A 15,670-nucleotide genomic window follows, 5' to 3' on the forward strand; every position below is an offset into this window, starting at 1 on the left:
ATCTACGTGAGCGTAGTGGCGGGCTTCGGTTTCGTATTCAACGTGCGCGGTATTGATGGTGATACCACGAGCCTTCTCTTCCGGCGCGCTGTCGATCTGGGAGTAGTCCTTGGCTTCGCCACCGAACTTCTTGGACAGAATGGTGGTGATAGCGGCGGTCAGGGTGGTCTTACCGTGGTCCACGTGACCGATGGTGCCTACGTTTACGTGCGGTTTGGTCCGCTCAAACTTTTCTTTTGCCATTTTGCAAAAATCCTTAATTAAAGAACATTAGATCGGGACTGGCCGGGTCGGCCCGGCCAGCCTCAGCGCGCATTACTTCCTGGCGGCCATTACGGCTTCAGCGACGTGCTTCGGAGCCTCGGAGTAGTGCTTGAACTCCATCGAGTAGGTCGCACGACCCTGGGTTGCCGAACGCAGATCGGTGGAGTAGCCGAACATCTCGGCCAGCGGTACTTCTGCCTTGATGATCTTGCCGCCCAAACCGTCGTCGTCCATGCCCTGAACCATGCCGCGGCGGCGGTTCAAGTCACCCATGACGTCGCCCATGTACTCTTCCGGAGTCTCCACTTCCACGGCCATCATCGGCTCGAGAATGCACGGACCGGCGCGGCGCATGGCTTCCTTGAATGCCATGGAGCCAGCCAGTTCGAACGCGATCTGCGAGGAGTCGACGTCGTGGTAGGAACCGAAGGTCAGACGCACAGTGACGTCAACCACCGGGAAGCCGGCGAGAATACCGCTGGACAGGGTGTTTTGAATACCCTTGTCCACGGACGGAATGAATTCACGCGGAATCACGCCACCCTTGATCTCGTCGACGAACTTGTAGCCATTACCCTCGCCGGACGGCTCCAGGGTGATGACCGCATGGCCGTACTGACCCTTACCGCCAGACTGCTTGACGTGCTTGCCGTCAACGTCGGTAACCGTCTTGGTGATGGTTTCACGGTAGGCCACTTGCGGCGCGCCGACGTTGGCTTCAACGCCGAATTCGCGCTTCATGCGGTCAACCAGAATTTCCAGGTGCAGTTCGCCCATGCCGGAAATGATGGTCTGGCCGGATTCTTCGTCGGTACGCACGCGGAACGACGGGTCTTCCTTCGCCAGGCGGTTCAGAGCCACGCCCATCTTCTCCTGGTCGGCCTTGGTCTTCGGCTCGACGGCGACGTGAATCACCGGCTCCGGAAACTCCATGCGTTCCAGAATCAGCGGGGCATCGATGGCGCACAGGGTTTCACCAGTGGTGACTTCCTTCAGACCGATGGCAGCGGCGATGTCGCCGGCGTGCACTTCTTCGATCTCTTTACGGTCGTTGGCGTGCATCTGCACGATACGGCCGATACGCTCTTTCTTGCCCTTGACCGAGTTCAGCACGGTGTCGCCGGACTTCACCACGCCGGAGTAGACGCGGAAGAAGGTCAGTTGGCCCACGTACGGGTCGTTCATCAGCTTGAACGCCAGCGCGGAGAACGATGCGCTGTCGGAAGCTTCGCGAGTGGTCGGCGTGCCGTCTTCGTTCTCGCCCGGAACCGGGGGAACGTCGAGCGGGCTCGGCAGCAGTTCGATCACGGCGTCCAGCATGCGCTGAACACCCTTGTTCTTGAACGCGGAGCCGCACAGCATCGGCTGGATTTCGCACTTCAGGGTACGCTCGCGCAGACCGGCGATGATTTCTTCCTCGGTCAGCGTTTCGCCGCCCAAGTACTTGTCCATCATTTCGTCGCTGACTTCGGCGGCGGCTTCAACCATCTTCTCGCGCCATTCTTCGGCAACGGAAACCAGGTCGGCCGGGATATCGCCGTATTCGAACTTCATGCCCTGAGACGCTTCATCCCAGATGATGGCCTTCATCTTCAGCAGATCGACCACGCCGGTGAAGTTGTCTTCAGCGCCGATCGGCACCACGATGGGCACCGGATTGCCGCGCAGGCGGGTTTTCACCTGCTCGACCGCGCGGAAGAAGTTGGCGCCTTGACGGTCCATCTTGTTCACGAACGCGATACGCGGAACCTTGTACTTGTTGGCCTGACGCCATACGGTTTCCGACTGGGGCTGAACGCCGCCCACAGCGCAGTAAACCATCACGGCGCCGTCCAGCACGCGCATGGAACGCTCTACCTCGATGGTAAAGTCCACGTGCCCCGGGGTGTCGATGATATTGAAATGGTGGGCCGGGTACTGCAGGGCCATGCCTTTCCAATAGGTGGTGGTAGCAGCGGAAGTGATGGTGATGCCACGTTCCTGCTCCTGCTCCATCCAGTCCATGGTGGCCGCGCCATCATGCACTTCACCGATCTTGTGGTTCACACCGGTGTAAAACAGAATACGCTCGGTAGTAGTAGTCTTACCGGCGTCAATGTGAGCGGAGATACCGATATTACGGTAGCGCTCGAGGGGGGTTTTCCGTGCCACGATCTACACCTTGATTAAGTGGGTGAGCTTAGAAGCGGAAGTGCGAGAAGGCCTTGTTGGCTTCTGCCATGCGATGCACTTCGTCACGCTTCTTCATTGCGCCGCCACGACCTTCGGCCGCATCGAGCAATTCACCAGCCAGGCGCAGGTCCATGGACTTTTCGCCGCGCTTGCGCGCAGCGTCACGCAGCCAACGCATGGCCAGAGCCATACGACGGGACGGACGTACTTCAACAGGAACTTGATAGTTGGCACCACCGACGCGGCGGCTCTTCACTTCCACCACCGGCTTGGCGTTGGACAGCGCGGCATTGAACACTTCGAGAGCGTTCTTGCCGGATTTCTTTTCGATCTGTTCCAGAGCACCGTAGATGATGCGTTCAGCAACAGACTTCTTGCCATCGATCATGACAACGTTCATGAACTTGGACAGGTCTTGGGAACCGAATTTCGGATCCGGCAGAATTTCACGCTTGGGGACTTCTCTGCGACGTGGCATGTTACTTCCTTAAATATTCAGTTGAGCTCTATTCGCTCATGACTACCCAGCGGAGCAGTCACTTACTAGACGATCCTGAGGAGTGATCAGGCCGCCTTCAAAACATCCCGATTACTTGGGACGCTTGGCGCCGTACTTGGAGCGAGCTTGCTTACGGTCTTTAACGCCGGCGGTATCCAGGGAACCGCGCACGGTGTGGTAACGCACACCCGGCAAGTCTTTCACACGACCGCCGCGAATCAGCACAACCGAGTGTTCCTGCAGGTTGTGGCCTTCACCGCCGATGTACGAAATGACTTCGAAACCGTTGGTCAGACGAACCTTGCACACTTTACGCAGAGCCGAGTTCGGCTTCTTCGGAGTGGTGGTGTAAACACGGGTGCACACGCCACGCTTCTGCGGGCAGGCTTCCAGCGCAGGCACCTTGCTCTTCGCCGTGATGGCGACGCGGCCCTTGCGAACGAGTTGGTTAATGGTTGGCATTACTATCAGTTCCTAGTTGATTCTTCCCGAAGACAACACGCCTCCAGAAAGGACGGAGGATTATATTTTAGTCAACGGCCCAGCGTCAAATAAAAAACGCCGCCCCGCCAACGTTAACCGTTGATGGAGCAGCGTTTTTTCAACACTTGGCCGTCAGGCCGGTGTTAGTCGCCGCTTTCCAGCGCAGCCGGAGCCGAGTCGAACAACATCGAATCGGCTGCATCCAGGCCCAGGTTCTGGCGGCGGCGGGTGCGATGGTAAGCGAGACCGGTACCGGCCGGAATCAGACGGCCGACGATCACGTTTTCCTTCAGACCGCGCAGATCGTCGCGCTTGCCCATGATGGCCGCTTCGGTCAGCACGCGCGTGGTTTCCTGGAAGGAAGCCGCGGAGATGAACGAGTCGGTCGACAGCGAGGCCTTGGTGATGCCCAGCAGCACGTTTTCGTACTGCGCCGGCTCCTTGTTCTCGGCCATCATCTTGTCGTTCATTTCCAGCACGTCGGCGCGCTCCACCTGCTCGCCCTGGATGAACTCGGTGTCGCCGCTATCGGAGATCACGACGCGACGCAGCATCTGGCGAATGATCACCTCGATGTGCTTGTCGTTGATCTTCACGCCCTGCAGACGATACACCTCCTGCACTTCCTGGACGATGTAGCGGGCCAGCGCCTCGATGCCCTGCAGACGCAGGATATCGTGCGGATCGACCGGACCGTCGACGATGGATTCGCCGCGGTTCACCACCTGACCGTCGTGGACCAGCACGTGCTTGTCCTTCGGAATCAGGTTTTCGTAACCGCTGCCTTCCAGGTCGGTGATGATCAGACGCTGCTTGCCCTTGGTGTCCTTGCCGAACGAAACGGTGCCGGTCACCTCGGCCAGCATGCCGGCATCCTTCGGCGAACGGGCTTCGAACAGCTCGGCCACGCGCGGCAGACCACCGGTAATGTCGCGGGTCTTCGACGATTCCTGCGGGATGCGGGCCAGCACTTCGCCCTTGCCCACGTCCTGGCCGTCGCGCACCGTGATGATGGCGCCCACCTGGAAGGTGATCGACACCGACGCGTCGGAGCCGGCCAGCTTCACTTCGTTGCCGTTGTCGTCGAGCAGCTTCACCAACGGACGCAGCATCTTCGACTGCGAACCGGCGCGGCGTTTCGGGTCGATGACCACCAGTGTCGACAGGCCGGTCACTTCGTCGGTCTGCTTGGCTACGGTGTTGCCCTCTTCCACGTTCTCGAACTTCACGCGGCCAGCGTACTCGGTGATGATCGGACGGGTGTGCGGATCCCAAGTGGCCAATACAGCGCCAGCCTTGATCACCAGACCGTCTGTCACCATCAGGGTCGCGCCGTACGGCACCTTGTGGCGTTCGCGCTCGCGGCCCATGTCGTCGTGGATCACCACTTCGCCGGAGCGGGTGATGACGATCAGCTCGCCCTTGGTATTGGCCACGTAGCGCATCTGGCTGGAGAAGCGCACGGTGCCGTTGGACTTGCCTTCCACCTGGCTGGCGGCCGCGTTTCGCGACGCCGCGCCACCGATGTGGAAGGTACGCATGGTCAGCTGGGTGCCCGGTTCGCCGATCGACTGAGCGGCGATCACGCCCACGGCTTCGCCGGCGTTGACGCGCTTGCCGCGCGCCAGGTCGCGACCGTAGCACTTCGCGCACAGGCCGTAGCGAGTGTCGCAAGTGATCGCGGTGCGAACCTTGACTTCGTCGATGCCGAGGCTGTCGACCAGGTCCACCATCTGCTCGTCCATCAGCGTGCCCGCTTCGATCACGGTCTCGCCGGAGGACGGATCCACCACGTCGACCGCGGTCACGCGGCCGAGGATGCGGTCGCGCAGCGCTTCGATCACGTCGCCGCCCTGCAGCACGGCCTTCATGGTGAAGCCGTTGCTGGTGCCGCAATCGTCCTCGATCACCACCAGATCCTGGGTCACGTCGACCAGACGACGGGTCAGGTAACCGGAGTTGGCGGTCTTCAGCGCCGTATCCGCCAGACCCTTACGGGCGCCGTGAGTCGAGATGAAGTACTGGAGTACGGTCAGGCCTTCGCGGAAGTTGGCGGTAATCGGCGTCTCGATAATCGAGCCGTCCGGCTTCGCCATCAGACCCCGCATGCCGGCCAGCTGCTTGATCTGGGCTGCGGAACCCCGCGCGCCCGAGTCGGCCATCATGTAAATGGAGTTGAAGGATTCCTGATCGACTTCCTTGCCTTCGCGGTCCAGCACCTTCTGCTTGGACAGCTCGTCCATCATCGCCTTGGCGATCTTGTCGCCGGTGCGGCCCCAGATGTCCACTACCTTGTTGTAGCGTTCGCCCTGGGTCACCAGACCTTGGCGGTACTGCTCCTCGATCTCCTTGACTTCCTTGTTGGCCTCGCCCAGCAGGTCAACTTTCTTGGCCGGGATCTGCATGTCGTCCACGCAGATGGAGATGCCGCCGCGGGTGGAATAGGCGAAACCGGTGTACATCAGCTGGTCGGCGAAGATCACCGTGTCGCGGATGCCGCAACGACGGAACGAAACGTTGATCAGTTTCGAGATTTCTTTCTTCTTCAGCGCCTTGTTGATGTGCTCGAACGGCAGGCCCTTCGGCAGGATGTCGGACAGGATCGCGCGGCCGACGGTGGTGTCGTAACGCTTGATCACCGGCTGGAACTCGCCCTGCTCGTCCTTTTCCCATTCCTTCAGGCGGACGGTGATGCGGGTGGCCAGCTCGACCTGACGGGTTTCGTAGGCGCGATGCACTTCCTTGGTGTCGGCGAACACCATGCCTTCGCCCTTGCCGTTCACCTTGTCGCGGGTCATGTAGTACAGACCCAGCACGATATCCTGCGACGGCACGATGATAGGCTCGCCGTTGGCCGGGGACAGCACGTTGTTGGTGGCCAGCATCAGGGTGCGGGCTTCCATTTGCGCTTCCAGCGACAGCGGCACGTGGACGGCCATCTGGTCACCGTCGAAGTCGGCGTTGAACGCCGCGCAAACCAGCGGGTGCAGCTGGATCGCCTTGCCTTCGATCAGCACCGGCTCGAACGCCTGGATGCCCAGGCGGTGCAGCGTCGGCGCGCGGTTCAGCAGAACCGGATGCTCGCGGATCACTTCTTCCAGGATGTCCCAGACTTCCGGCACTTCCTGCTCGACCAGTTTCTTGGCCGCCTTGATGGTGGACGCCAGGCCCATCACTTCCAGCTTGTGGAAGATGAACGGCTTGAACAGTTCCAGCGCCATCTTCTTCGGCAGGCCGCACTGGTGCAGGCGCAGGGTCGGGCCCACGGTGATCACGGAACGGCCGGAGTAGTCGACGCGCTTGCCCAGCAAGTTCTGACGGAAACGACCGCCCTTGCCCTTGATCATGTCGGCCAGCGACTTCAGCGGGCGCTTGTTGGCGCCGGTCATCGCCTTGCCGCGACGGCCGTTGTCCAGCAGCGAGTCAACCGATTCCTGCAGCATGCGCTTTTCGTTGCGCACGATGATGTCCGGCGCGCGCAGTTCCAGCAGGCGCTTCAGACGGTTGTTACGGTTGATGACGCGGCGGTACAGGTCGTTCAGGTCGGAGGTCGCGAAGCGGCCGCCATCCAGCGGCACCAGCGGACGCAGCTCCGGCGGCAGCACCGGCAGCACTTCCAGGATCATCCATTCCGGCTTCATGCCGGAACGCTGGAACGCCTCCAGCACCTTCAGGCGCTTGGCGATCTTCTTGATCTTGGTGTCGGAGTTGGTGGTTTCCAGCTCGCGGCGCAGGCCTTCGATTTCGCTGTCCAGGTCCAGCTTCTTCAGCAGCTCCTTGACGGCTTCGGCGCCCATCATGGCGACAAACTCTTCGCCGTACTGGTCTTCCTTGTCCAGGAAGTCCTCTTCGGTCAAGAGCTGGCGGTACTGCATCGGGGTCATGCCCGGATCGGTCACCACGAACGCTTCGAAGTACAGCACGCGCTCGATGTCGCGCAGCGTCATGTCCAGCACCATGCCCAGACGCGACGGCAGCGACTTCAGGAACCAGATGTGCGCGGTCGGGCTGGCCAGTTCGATGTGGCCCATGCGCTCGCGGCGCACCTTGGACAGCGTCACTTCGACGCCGCACTTCTCGCAGATCACGCCGCGATGCTTCAGGCGCTTGTACTTGCCGCACAAGCACTCGTAATCCTTCACCGGCCCGAAGATGCGGGCGCAGAACAGGCCATCGCGCTCCGGCTTGAAGGTGCGGTAGTTGATCGTTTCCGGCTTCTTGACTTCGCCATAAGACCAGGAACGGATCTTGTCAGGCGAGGCGATGCCGATCTTGATCGCATCAAACTCTTCTTCTTGCGTAACTTGCTTAAAGAGATCGAGCAAAGCTTTCATTGCGTCTCCAGTTCAGGGGACAGGCGCGGCGGCTTTCCGCCGCGCCCTATTACCCAATCAAAAACGTTCCAGGTCCATGTCGAGGCCCAGCGAGCGGATTTCCTTCACCAATACATTGAAGGATTCCGGCATGCCGGCGTCGATCTTGTGCTCGCCCTTGACGATGTTCTCGTAGACCTTGGTACGGCCGGTCACATCGTCAGACTTCACGGTCAGCATTTCCTGCAGCGTGTAGGCGGCGCCGTAAGCTTCAAGCGCCCACACCTCCATCTCACCGAAGCGCTGGCCGCCGAACTGGGCCTTGCCGCCCAGCGGCTGCTGGGTCACCAGCGAGTACGGGCCAGTGGAACGGGCGTGCATCTTGTCGTCGACCAGGTGATGCAGCTTCAGATAGTGCATCACGCCCACGGTGACCTTGCGGTCGAAGGCTTCGCCGGAGCGGCCGTCGAACAGGGTCATCTGGGTCTTGGATTCGTTGAAGCCCATCTGCTCGGTCAGCGCGTCGCCGTTCGGGTAGGCCAGATCCAGCATGTGCTTGATCTCGGCTTCCTTGGCGCCGTCGAATACCGGCGTGGCGAAGGTCATGCCCTTGCTCAGGTTCTGCGCCAGCTGCAACACCTCGGCGTCGGACAGCGCGGCGATTTCCTCCGGCTTGCCGGTTTCGTTATAGATGCGCTCCAGATAAGCACGGATCTCGGCAGCGGACTGCTCCTTGATCATGCGGTTGACGCGCTCGCCGATACCCTTGGCGGCCCAACCCAGATGCACTTCCAGAATCTGGCCGATGTTCATACGCGACGGTACGCCCAGCGGGTTCAGCACGATGTCGACCGGGCGGCCATCGCCCATGTACGGCATGTCCTCCACCGGCAGGATGCGGGAGACCACACCCTTGTTGCCGTGGCGGCCGGCCATCTTGTCGCCCGCCTGCAGGCGGCGCTTGACGGCCAGGTAAACCTTGACCATCTTCTGCACGCCCGGCGGCAGCTCGTCGCCCTGGGTCAGCTTGCGCTTCTTGTCTTCGAACTTGAGGTCGAATTCTTCGCGCTTCTGCGCCAGGCTTTCCTTGATCAGCTCCAGCTGCTTGGCGATGTCCTCGTCAGCCATGCGGATGTCGAACCAGTCGTGCTTGGTCGGCAGGCCGGTCAGGTATTCCTGATCGATCACGGTGCCCTTGGCCAGACGCTTCGGACCGCCGTTGGCGGCCTTGCCGACGATCAGGCGTTCGATACGGCTGAAGGCGTCGTTGTCGAAAATACGCAGCTGGTCGTTCAGGTCCAGGCGATAGCGCTTCAGCTCCACGTCGATGATGGACTGGGCGCGCTTGTCGCGCTCGATGCCTTCGCGGGTGAATACCTGCACGTCGATCACGGTGCCCACGGTGCCGGTCGGCACGCGCAGGGACGTATCCTTCACGTCGGAGGCCTTCTCGCCGAAGATCGCGCGCAGCAGCTTCTCTTCCGGAGTCAGCTGGGTTTCGCCCTTCGGCGTCACTTTGCCCACCAGCACGTCGCCGGCTTCGACTTCCGCGCCGATGTAGACGATGCCGGACTCATCCAGGCGGCCTGCCATGCGTTCGGACAGGTTCGGGATGTCCCGGGTGATTTCTTCCGGTCCCAGCTTGGTGTCGCGGGCAACCACGGACAGCTCTTCGATGTGGATCGAGGTGTAGCGGTCTTCGGCGACCAGCTTCTCCGAGATCAGGATCGAGTCTTCGTAGTTGTAGCCGTTCCACGGCATGAACGCGATGGTCATGTTCTGACCCAGCGCCAGCTCGCCCAGGTCGGTGGAGGCGCCGTCGGCCACCACGTCACCGCGCGCGATGTGGTCGCCCACTTTCACGATCGGACGCTGGTTGATGTTGGTGTTCTGGTTGGAACGGGTGAACTTGGTCAGGTTGTAGATGTCCACGCCCACTTCGCCAGCGGTCGCTTCTTCATCGTTGACGCGGACCACCACGCGGCCGGCGTCGACATAGTCCACCACGCCGCCGCGACGGGCGACAACGGTGGTGCCGGAGTCGACCGCCACCGAGCGTTCGATGCCGGTGCCGACGAAGGCTTTTTCCGGACGCAGGCACGGTACGGCCTGGCGTTGCATGTTGGCGCCCATCAAGGCGCGGTTGGCGTCATCGTGCTCCAGGAACGGAATCAGCGAAGCCGCCACGGACACCACCTGGCCGGTGGCCACGTCCATGTACTGCACGCGGTCCGGGGTCGCCAGAATGGTTTCGCCCTTCTCGCGGCAGGTCACCAGCTCGTCGATCAGCGTGCCGTCCTTGCTCAGCTCGGCGTTGGCCTGAGCGATCACGTAGCGGCCTTCCTCGATCGCGGACAGATAGTCGATCTCGTTGGTGACCTTGCTGTCCACCACCTTGCGGTACGGCGTTTCCAGGAAGCCGAACTCGTTGGTGCGCGCGAACACGGACAGCGAGTTGATCAGGCCGATGTTCGGACCTTCAGGCGTTTCGATCGGGCACACGCGGCCGTAGTGGGTCGGGTGCACGTCGCGCACTTCGAAGCCTGCGCGCTCGCGGGTCAGACCGCCCGGGCCAAGAGCCGATACGCGGCGCTTGTGGGTGATTTCCGACAGCGGGTTGGTCTGGTCCATGAACTGCGACAGCTGCGAGGAACCGAAGAATTCCTTGATCGCGGCGGACACCGGCTTGGCGTTGATCAGGTCGTGCGGCATCAGGTTGTCGGACTCTGCCTGGTTCAGGCGTTCCTTGACCGCGCGCTCGACGCGCACCAGACCGGCGCGAAACTGGTTTTCGGCCAATTCGCCCACCGAACGCACGCGACGGTTGCCCAGGTGATCGATGTCGTCCACTTCGCCGCGGCCATTGCGCAGCTCGGTCAGGATGGCGATCACGGACACGATGTCTTCAGTGGACAGCGTGCCTTCCATCACGTCGCGGCGCGGCGCGAACTTGTCGCCGATCAGCGACTTGAACCACTCCGGGGTCTTGTCGTCGAACTTGTACTGATAGGTGCGGGAGCTGAACTTCATCCGGCCCACGCGCGACAGATCGTAGGTTTCCTCGCTGAAGAACAGGCGCTGGAACAGCGCTTCCACCGCGTCTTCGGTCGGCGGCTCGCCCGGGCGCATCATGCGGTAGATCGCCACGCGGGCTTGCAGCCGATCCTGGATGTCGTCGGTGCGCAGGGTCTGCGAGATGTAAGCGCCCTGATCCAGATCGTTGGTGAACAGCACGTCGACCTGGTTGATTTCCGCCAGCGCCAGCTTGGCCAGCACTTCCTCGGTCACTTCCTCGTTGGCGCGGGCGATCACTTCGCCGGTGTTCTGGTTGACGACGTTATGCGCCAGCATCTTGCCCAGCAGCGCGTCGGCCGGCACTTCAATGCGGTCCAGCTCGGCGGTCTGGATGTCGCGGATGTGCTTGGCGGTGATGCGCTTGTCCTTGGCGACGATCAGCTTGCCGTCGGCGGCCACGATGTCGAACTTGGCCACCTCGCCCTTCAGACGATCCGGAACCACGCGCATGAACACGCCGGACTTGGTCAGGTAGAAGGTGTCGAAACTGTAGAACTCGGACAGGATTTCTTCGTTGCTGTAGCCCAGCGCCTTCAGCAGGATGGTCACCGGCATCTTGCGGCGACGGTCGATACGGAAGTACAGCAGGTCTTTCGGATCGAACTCGAAGTCCAGCCAGGAGCCGCGGTAAGGAATCACGCGGGCGGAGAACAGCAGCTTGCCGGACGAGTGCGTCTTGCCGCGGTCGTGCTCGAAGAACACGCCCGGGGAGCGATGCAGCTGGGAGACGATGACGCGCTCGGTGCCGTTGATGATGAAGGAGCCGTTGCCGGTCATGAGCGGAATCTCGCCCATGTAGACTTCGTTCTCGCGCACTTCCTTCACCACCGGCTTGGAAGACTCTTTGTCGAAAATGGTCAGGCGAATGCGCGCGCGCAGCGGCGCCGCAAACGTGATGCCGCGCAGCTGACACTCCTGCACGTCGAACGGAGGCTCGCCCAGAATATAATGGGCAAAGTCGAGCTTAGCGTAGCCGTTGTGGCTGACGATCGGGAAGATCGACTTGAACGCAGCCTGAAGACCCACATCCTTGCGCTCATCCAGCGGCTTGCCCAGCTGGAGAAATTCGGTGTAGGAATCAATCTGGGTCGCCAACAGGAAGGGGACGTCGAGAACACTGGTACGTTTCGCAAAGCTCTTACGAATACGTTTCTTCTCAGTAAACGAATAACTCATAGAGTCTCCATCGAGGTGGGTGGCGCAAGAAACTAAAAGTCAGCAGCCACGCCTAGTATATTGCTGGCTTTTACCTTCTTCGTTTCCGCCAACTACAAGCGCAATAAGGCTGGCGGATTTCTCCGCCAGCCTCACCTTCTTTTTTCAAAGAAGATTATTTGATTTCAGCCTTGGCACCGGCTTCGGTCAGTTGCTTAGCGATATCGTCGGCTTCAGCCTTGGACACGCCTTCCTTCACGTTCTTCGGAGCGCCGTCGACCAGGTCTTTGGCTTCCTTCAGACCCAGGCCGGTGATCGCGCGCACAACCTTGATCACGCCAACCTTGTTGTCGCCGGCGCCGGTCAGGACGACGTCGAACTCGGTCTTTTCTTCAGCGGCAGCAGCGCCGGCTCCAGCCGGGCCAGCAACAGCTACAGCAGCGGCGGAAACGCCGAACTTCTCTTCGAACGCCTTAACCAGGTCGTTCAGTTCCATCACGGTCAGACCAGCAACGGCCTCGAGGATGTCTTCTTTGGTGATTGCCATGTGAAAATCTCCTGAATTCTATAAGAATCAAATAAGTTAAGCGGCTTCGGCTTGCTTCTTGTCGGACAGGGCGGCCAGCGCGCGGGCGAAGCCAGCGACCGGAGCCTGCATAACGTAGAGAAGCTTGGACAGCAGTTCTTCGCGGCTCGGGATGGACGCCAGCTCAGCAACCTGAGCAGCGGACAGTACCTTGCCTTCGTAGGAACCTGCCTTCACGACGATCTTGTCGTCAGCCTTGGCAAATTGATGCAGCACCTTGGCAGCAGCAACCGGGTCGGCGGAAATCGCGTACACCAACGGGCCGACCATCTGGTCAGCCAGTTCAGCGAACGGAGTGCCCTCCACGGCGCGGCGCACCAGCGTGTTCTTCAGAACGCGCAGGTAAACGCCGCTCTCGCGCGCCTGAGCGCGGAGTTTGGTCATGCTGCTTACCTCGATGCCCCGATATTCAGCGATAACGAGGGTCTGAGCGCCTGCCAGTTCAGCAGAAACTGCTTGGACGACCGCCTTTTTATCTTCGATATTGAGACTCAAGGTCTACCTCCTAGACTGAAATGAAATGGAAAAATTTCCATCTCGCTTTGCAGCGGCGACCTGTATCAGGAGACATCAAAAAGAACTGGTGCTCATGGGCGGAATTGAACCGCCGACCTCTCCCTTACCAAGGGAGTGCTCTACCCCTGAGCTACATGAGCCTTGAACTTAAGAAGCCTGTTTCGGGTACACCATCTGCGTAGGATGCTGACTGCTGAACCAGCCAATCTGCGATTAAGCCTTGCGGCACCTACGGTCTTTGACAATCTGGCAGGCGAGCCTGCCAGCCCAAAGCCTTGACAAGACGGCTTTCGCCGCCCCGTCATGCTCCGGCAACGCTTAGGCGTTGACGGTAGCGGTATCTACGCGAGCGCCGACGCCCATGGTGCTGGAGACGGCGATCTTTTTCAGATACACGCCCTTGGAAGCTGCCGGCTTGGCTTTCACCAGGGCATCAACCAGAGCGGAGAAGTTTTCACGCAGGGCTTCGGCTTCGAAGGAAGCGCGGCCGATGGTGGCGTGAATGATACCAGCCTTGTCGGTGCGGTACTGAACCTGACCGGCCTTGGCGTTTTTCACGGCTTCGGCGACGTTCGGGGTAACAGTGCCAACCTTCGGGTTCGGCATCAGGCCACGCGGACCCAGGATCTGGCCCAGCTGACCCACAACGCGCATCGCATCCGGGGAGGCGATCACAACGTCGAAGTTCAGATTGCCGGCCTTGACTTGCTCGGCCAGGTCGTCGAAACCGACCACTTCAGCGCCGGCAGCCTTGGCGGCTTCGGCGTTGGCGCCTTGAGCAAATACGGCAACGCGTACGGACTTGCCGGTACCGCGCGGCAGAACCACGGAACCACGAACCACTTGGTCGGATTTACGCGGATCCACACCCAGGTTCACGGCGATATCGATCGACTCGTCGAACTTGGCGGTGGCGGCAGCCTTGACCAGGGCGATGGCTTCGTCAACGGCGTACAGCTTGTTGCGGTCAACGGTGGCCTTCAGAGTTTGCAGGCGCTTGGAGATCTTAGCCATATTACACGCCCTCCACTTCCAGACCCATCGAACGGGCGGAGCCGGCGATGGTGCGAACAGCGGCGTCCAGATCAGCAGCGGTCAGATCCGCTTGCTTGGTCTTGGCGATTTCTTCCAGCTGAGCGCGGGTTACTTTACCAACCTTGTCCACATGCGCCTTGGCGGAGCCGGACTTGATGCCAGCGGCCTTCTTCAGCAGGAAGGTTGCCGGCGGAGTCTTCATCGTGAAGGTGAAGGACTTGTCAGCGTAGGCGGTGATCACAACCGGAATCGGCATGCCGGGTTCCATGCCCTGGGTTTGAGCATTGAACGCCTTGCAGAATTCCATGATGTTCAGACCGCGCTGACCCAGTGCCGGACCGATCGGAGGCGACGGATTGGCTTTGCCAGCGGCGACTTGCAGCTTGATATAGCCGACAATTTTCTTTGCCACGATTAAAACTCCTAAAATGGGTATAGCGCGAACAGGCGTTCGCTTCCCGGACGAAAGCGCAAAATGTTACACGCTTTCCAAAAGTTTGCCAAGCGAAATCTTACAGCTTCTCAACCTGGCCGAATTCCAGCTCAACCGGCGTGTCGCGACCGAAGATCTGAACCGACACGCGCAGCTTGTTGCGCTCGTAGTTCACTTCGTCGACGCTGCCGTTGAAGTCGTTGAACGGACCATCGATGACGCGGACGCGCTCGCCCACCTCGAACAACACCTTCGGCTTCGGCTTCTCCACGCCCTCTTGCATCTGCTGCATGATGGCCTCGACTTCCTTCTTGGAAATCGGAGCCGGGCGATTGGCCGTGCCGCCGACGAAACCGGTCACCTTGGGCGTGCTTTTCACCAGGTGCCAGGTATCGTCGGTCATTTCCATTTCCACCAGCACGTAACCAGGGAAGAACTTGCGCTCGGTGATGGACTTGCGGCCGTTCTTGACGTCCACAACCTCTTCCACCGGCACCAGAATCTGACCAAATTGGTCTGCGATGTCGGAACGCTCGATACGTTCACGCAGCGCTTTTTGCACGCTCTTCTCAAAACCAGAGTAAGCGTGTACCACATACCAGCGCTTTGCCATTATCTACCTCGACCGAGAATCACATCGTAAAACAGCCATGACAGGCTGGAATCCACCAGCCACATGAAGAGCGCCAGGACGGTGACGAATACGAACACCATCAGCGTCACCTGGGTCGCCTCCTTGCGCGTCGGCCAAACCACCTTGCGGGCCTCGACCATGGACTCGTTCGCGTACACGACCAAACCCTTGCCCGGAGCCGAAGTCCACACCACGCCGGCAGCCAGCAGGATGGAGGCCACGAAAGCCAGCGCGCGCAACAGGCCCTGACCATCCGGAATCAGATAGAAGCCGACGATGCCGACGACTACCACAAGACCAGCCAGGAACAACTTGATCTTATCTTGCATTTCCATGTCGATTTTCTCTCGCACACATGCGACAAAAGACCAACCGGCGCAACGCGCCGGCTGGTCTTAATTGGCAGGCCAGGAGGGTCTCGAACCCCCAACCCTCGGTTTTGGAGACCGATACTCTACCAATTGAGCTACTGGCCTTTAAACCTTACTTGATGATCTTGGCAACC

At 60.3% G+C, this 15,670-nt stretch carries 12 protein-coding genes and 2 tRNA genes; all 14 read right to left on the reverse strand.

What is annotated here, in order from left to right; translation table 11 throughout:
- The coding region (locus tag VL52_RS23605; RefSeq protein ID WP_046158087.1) for a GTP-binding protein at positions 1-243 on the reverse strand (243 nt) is incomplete at its 3' end.
- Between the two features lie 72 nt (positions 244-315).
- On the reverse strand, positions 316-2,415 hold the full coding sequence (gene fusA / locus VL52_RS21220; RefSeq protein WP_021479141.1) for an elongation factor G: 2,100 nt from the start codon (positions 2,413-2,415) through the stop codon (positions 316-318).
- 28 nt (positions 2,416-2,443) lie between these two features.
- Positions 2,444-2,914: a 30S ribosomal protein S7 gene (gene rpsG, locus VL52_RS21225; RefSeq protein WP_021479140.1), complete on the reverse strand. Its 471-nt coding sequence runs from the start codon at positions 2,912-2,914 to the stop codon at positions 2,444-2,446.
- 111 nt (positions 2,915-3,025) lie between these two features.
- Entirely contained in the window at positions 3,026-3,397 is a 372-nt protein-coding gene (rpsL, locus tag VL52_RS21230; RefSeq protein WP_011137738.1) for a 30S ribosomal protein S12, read from the reverse strand.
- Between the two features lie 164 nt (positions 3,398-3,561).
- A complete protein-coding gene (rpoC, locus tag VL52_RS21235; protein ID WP_046158920.1) occupies positions 3,562-7,752 on the reverse strand; it encodes a DNA-directed RNA polymerase subunit beta' in 4,191 nt (1,396 codons plus the stop codon).
- Between the two features lie 57 nt (positions 7,753-7,809).
- A complete protein-coding gene (rpoB, locus tag VL52_RS21240) occupies positions 7,810-11,982 on the reverse strand; it encodes a DNA-directed RNA polymerase subunit beta (RefSeq protein WP_046158921.1) in 4,173 nt (1,390 codons plus the stop codon).
- 154 nt (positions 11,983-12,136) lie between these two features.
- Positions 12,137-12,508 (reverse strand): 50S ribosomal protein L7/L12, encoded by a 372-nt coding sequence (rplL, locus tag VL52_RS21245; protein ID WP_046158922.1) that lies wholly within the window; start codon positions 12,506-12,508, stop codon positions 12,137-12,139.
- A 36-nt stretch (positions 12,509-12,544) separates the two neighbouring features.
- The gene (rplJ, locus tag VL52_RS21250; RefSeq protein ID WP_021479136.1) at positions 12,545-13,042 is read right to left on the reverse strand and encodes a 50S ribosomal protein L10; all 498 of its coding nucleotides are present in this window, start codon (positions 13,040-13,042) and stop codon (positions 12,545-12,547) included.
- A gap of 86 nt (positions 13,043-13,128) precedes the next feature.
- Positions 13,129-13,203, reverse strand: a tRNA-Thr gene (locus VL52_RS21255).
- A 178-nt stretch (positions 13,204-13,381) separates the two neighbouring features.
- Positions 13,382-14,077 carry a 50S ribosomal protein L1 gene (rplA, locus tag VL52_RS21260; protein ID WP_046158923.1) on the reverse strand — a complete coding sequence of 232 codons (696 nt, stop codon included), beginning with the start codon at positions 14,075-14,077 and terminating at the stop codon, positions 13,382-13,384.
- 1 nt (position 14,078) lies between these two features.
- On the reverse strand, positions 14,079-14,510 hold the full coding sequence (rplK, locus tag VL52_RS21265; protein WP_021479134.1) for a 50S ribosomal protein L11: 432 nt from the start codon (positions 14,508-14,510) through the stop codon (positions 14,079-14,081).
- A 100-nt stretch (positions 14,511-14,610) separates the two neighbouring features.
- On the reverse strand, positions 14,611-15,144 hold the full coding sequence (nusG, locus tag VL52_RS21270; RefSeq protein WP_021479133.1) for a transcription termination/antitermination protein NusG: 534 nt from the start codon (positions 15,142-15,144) through the stop codon (positions 14,611-14,613).
- The gene (secE, locus tag VL52_RS21275; RefSeq protein WP_046158924.1) at positions 15,144-15,500 is read right to left on the reverse strand and encodes a preprotein translocase subunit SecE; all 357 of its coding nucleotides are present in this window, start codon (positions 15,498-15,500) and stop codon (positions 15,144-15,146) included. Before secE ends, nusG begins: the two co-directional genes overlap by 1 nt.
- 65 nt (positions 15,501-15,565) lie before the next feature.
- Positions 15,566-15,641 (reverse strand) — tRNA-Trp (locus VL52_RS21280).
- Positions 15,642-15,670 lie beyond the last annotated feature (29 nt).

This window comes from Chromobacterium vaccinii (genome assembly GCF_000971335.1).
Classification (GTDB): Bacteria; Pseudomonadota; Gammaproteobacteria; order Burkholderiales; family Chromobacteriaceae; genus Chromobacterium; species Chromobacterium vaccinii.

Excerpts from the sequence above, each read along its gene's own strand:
- rpsL (WP_011137738.1), bottom strand. The coding sequence starts at position 3,397 with ATGCCAACCATTAACCAACTCGTTCGCAAGGGCCGCGTCGCCATCACG.
- rpoC (WP_046158920.1), bottom strand. The coding sequence starts at position 7,752 with ATGAAAGCTTTGCTCGATCTCTTTAAGCAAGTTACGCAAGAAGAAGAG.
- secE (WP_046158924.1), bottom strand. The coding sequence starts at position 15,500 with ATGGAAATGCAAGATAAGATCAAGTTGTTCCTGGCTGGTCTTGTGGTA.
- rplA (WP_046158923.1), bottom strand. The coding sequence starts at position 14,077 with ATGGCTAAGATCTCCAAGCGCCTGCAAACTCTGAAGGCCACCGTTGAC.
- nusG (WP_021479133.1), bottom strand. The coding sequence starts at position 15,144 with ATGGCAAAGCGCTGGTATGTGGTACACGCTTACTCTGGTTTTGAGAAG.
- rplL (WP_046158922.1), bottom strand. The coding sequence starts at position 12,508 with ATGGCAATCACCAAAGAAGACATCCTCGAGGCCGTTGCTGGTCTGACC.
- rpsG (WP_021479140.1), bottom strand. The coding sequence starts at position 2,914 with ATGCCACGTCGCAGAGAAGTCCCCAAGCGTGAAATTCTGCCGGATCCG.
- rpoB (WP_046158921.1), bottom strand. The coding sequence starts at position 11,982 with ATGAGTTATTCGTTTACTGAGAAGAAACGTATTCGTAAGAGCTTTGCG.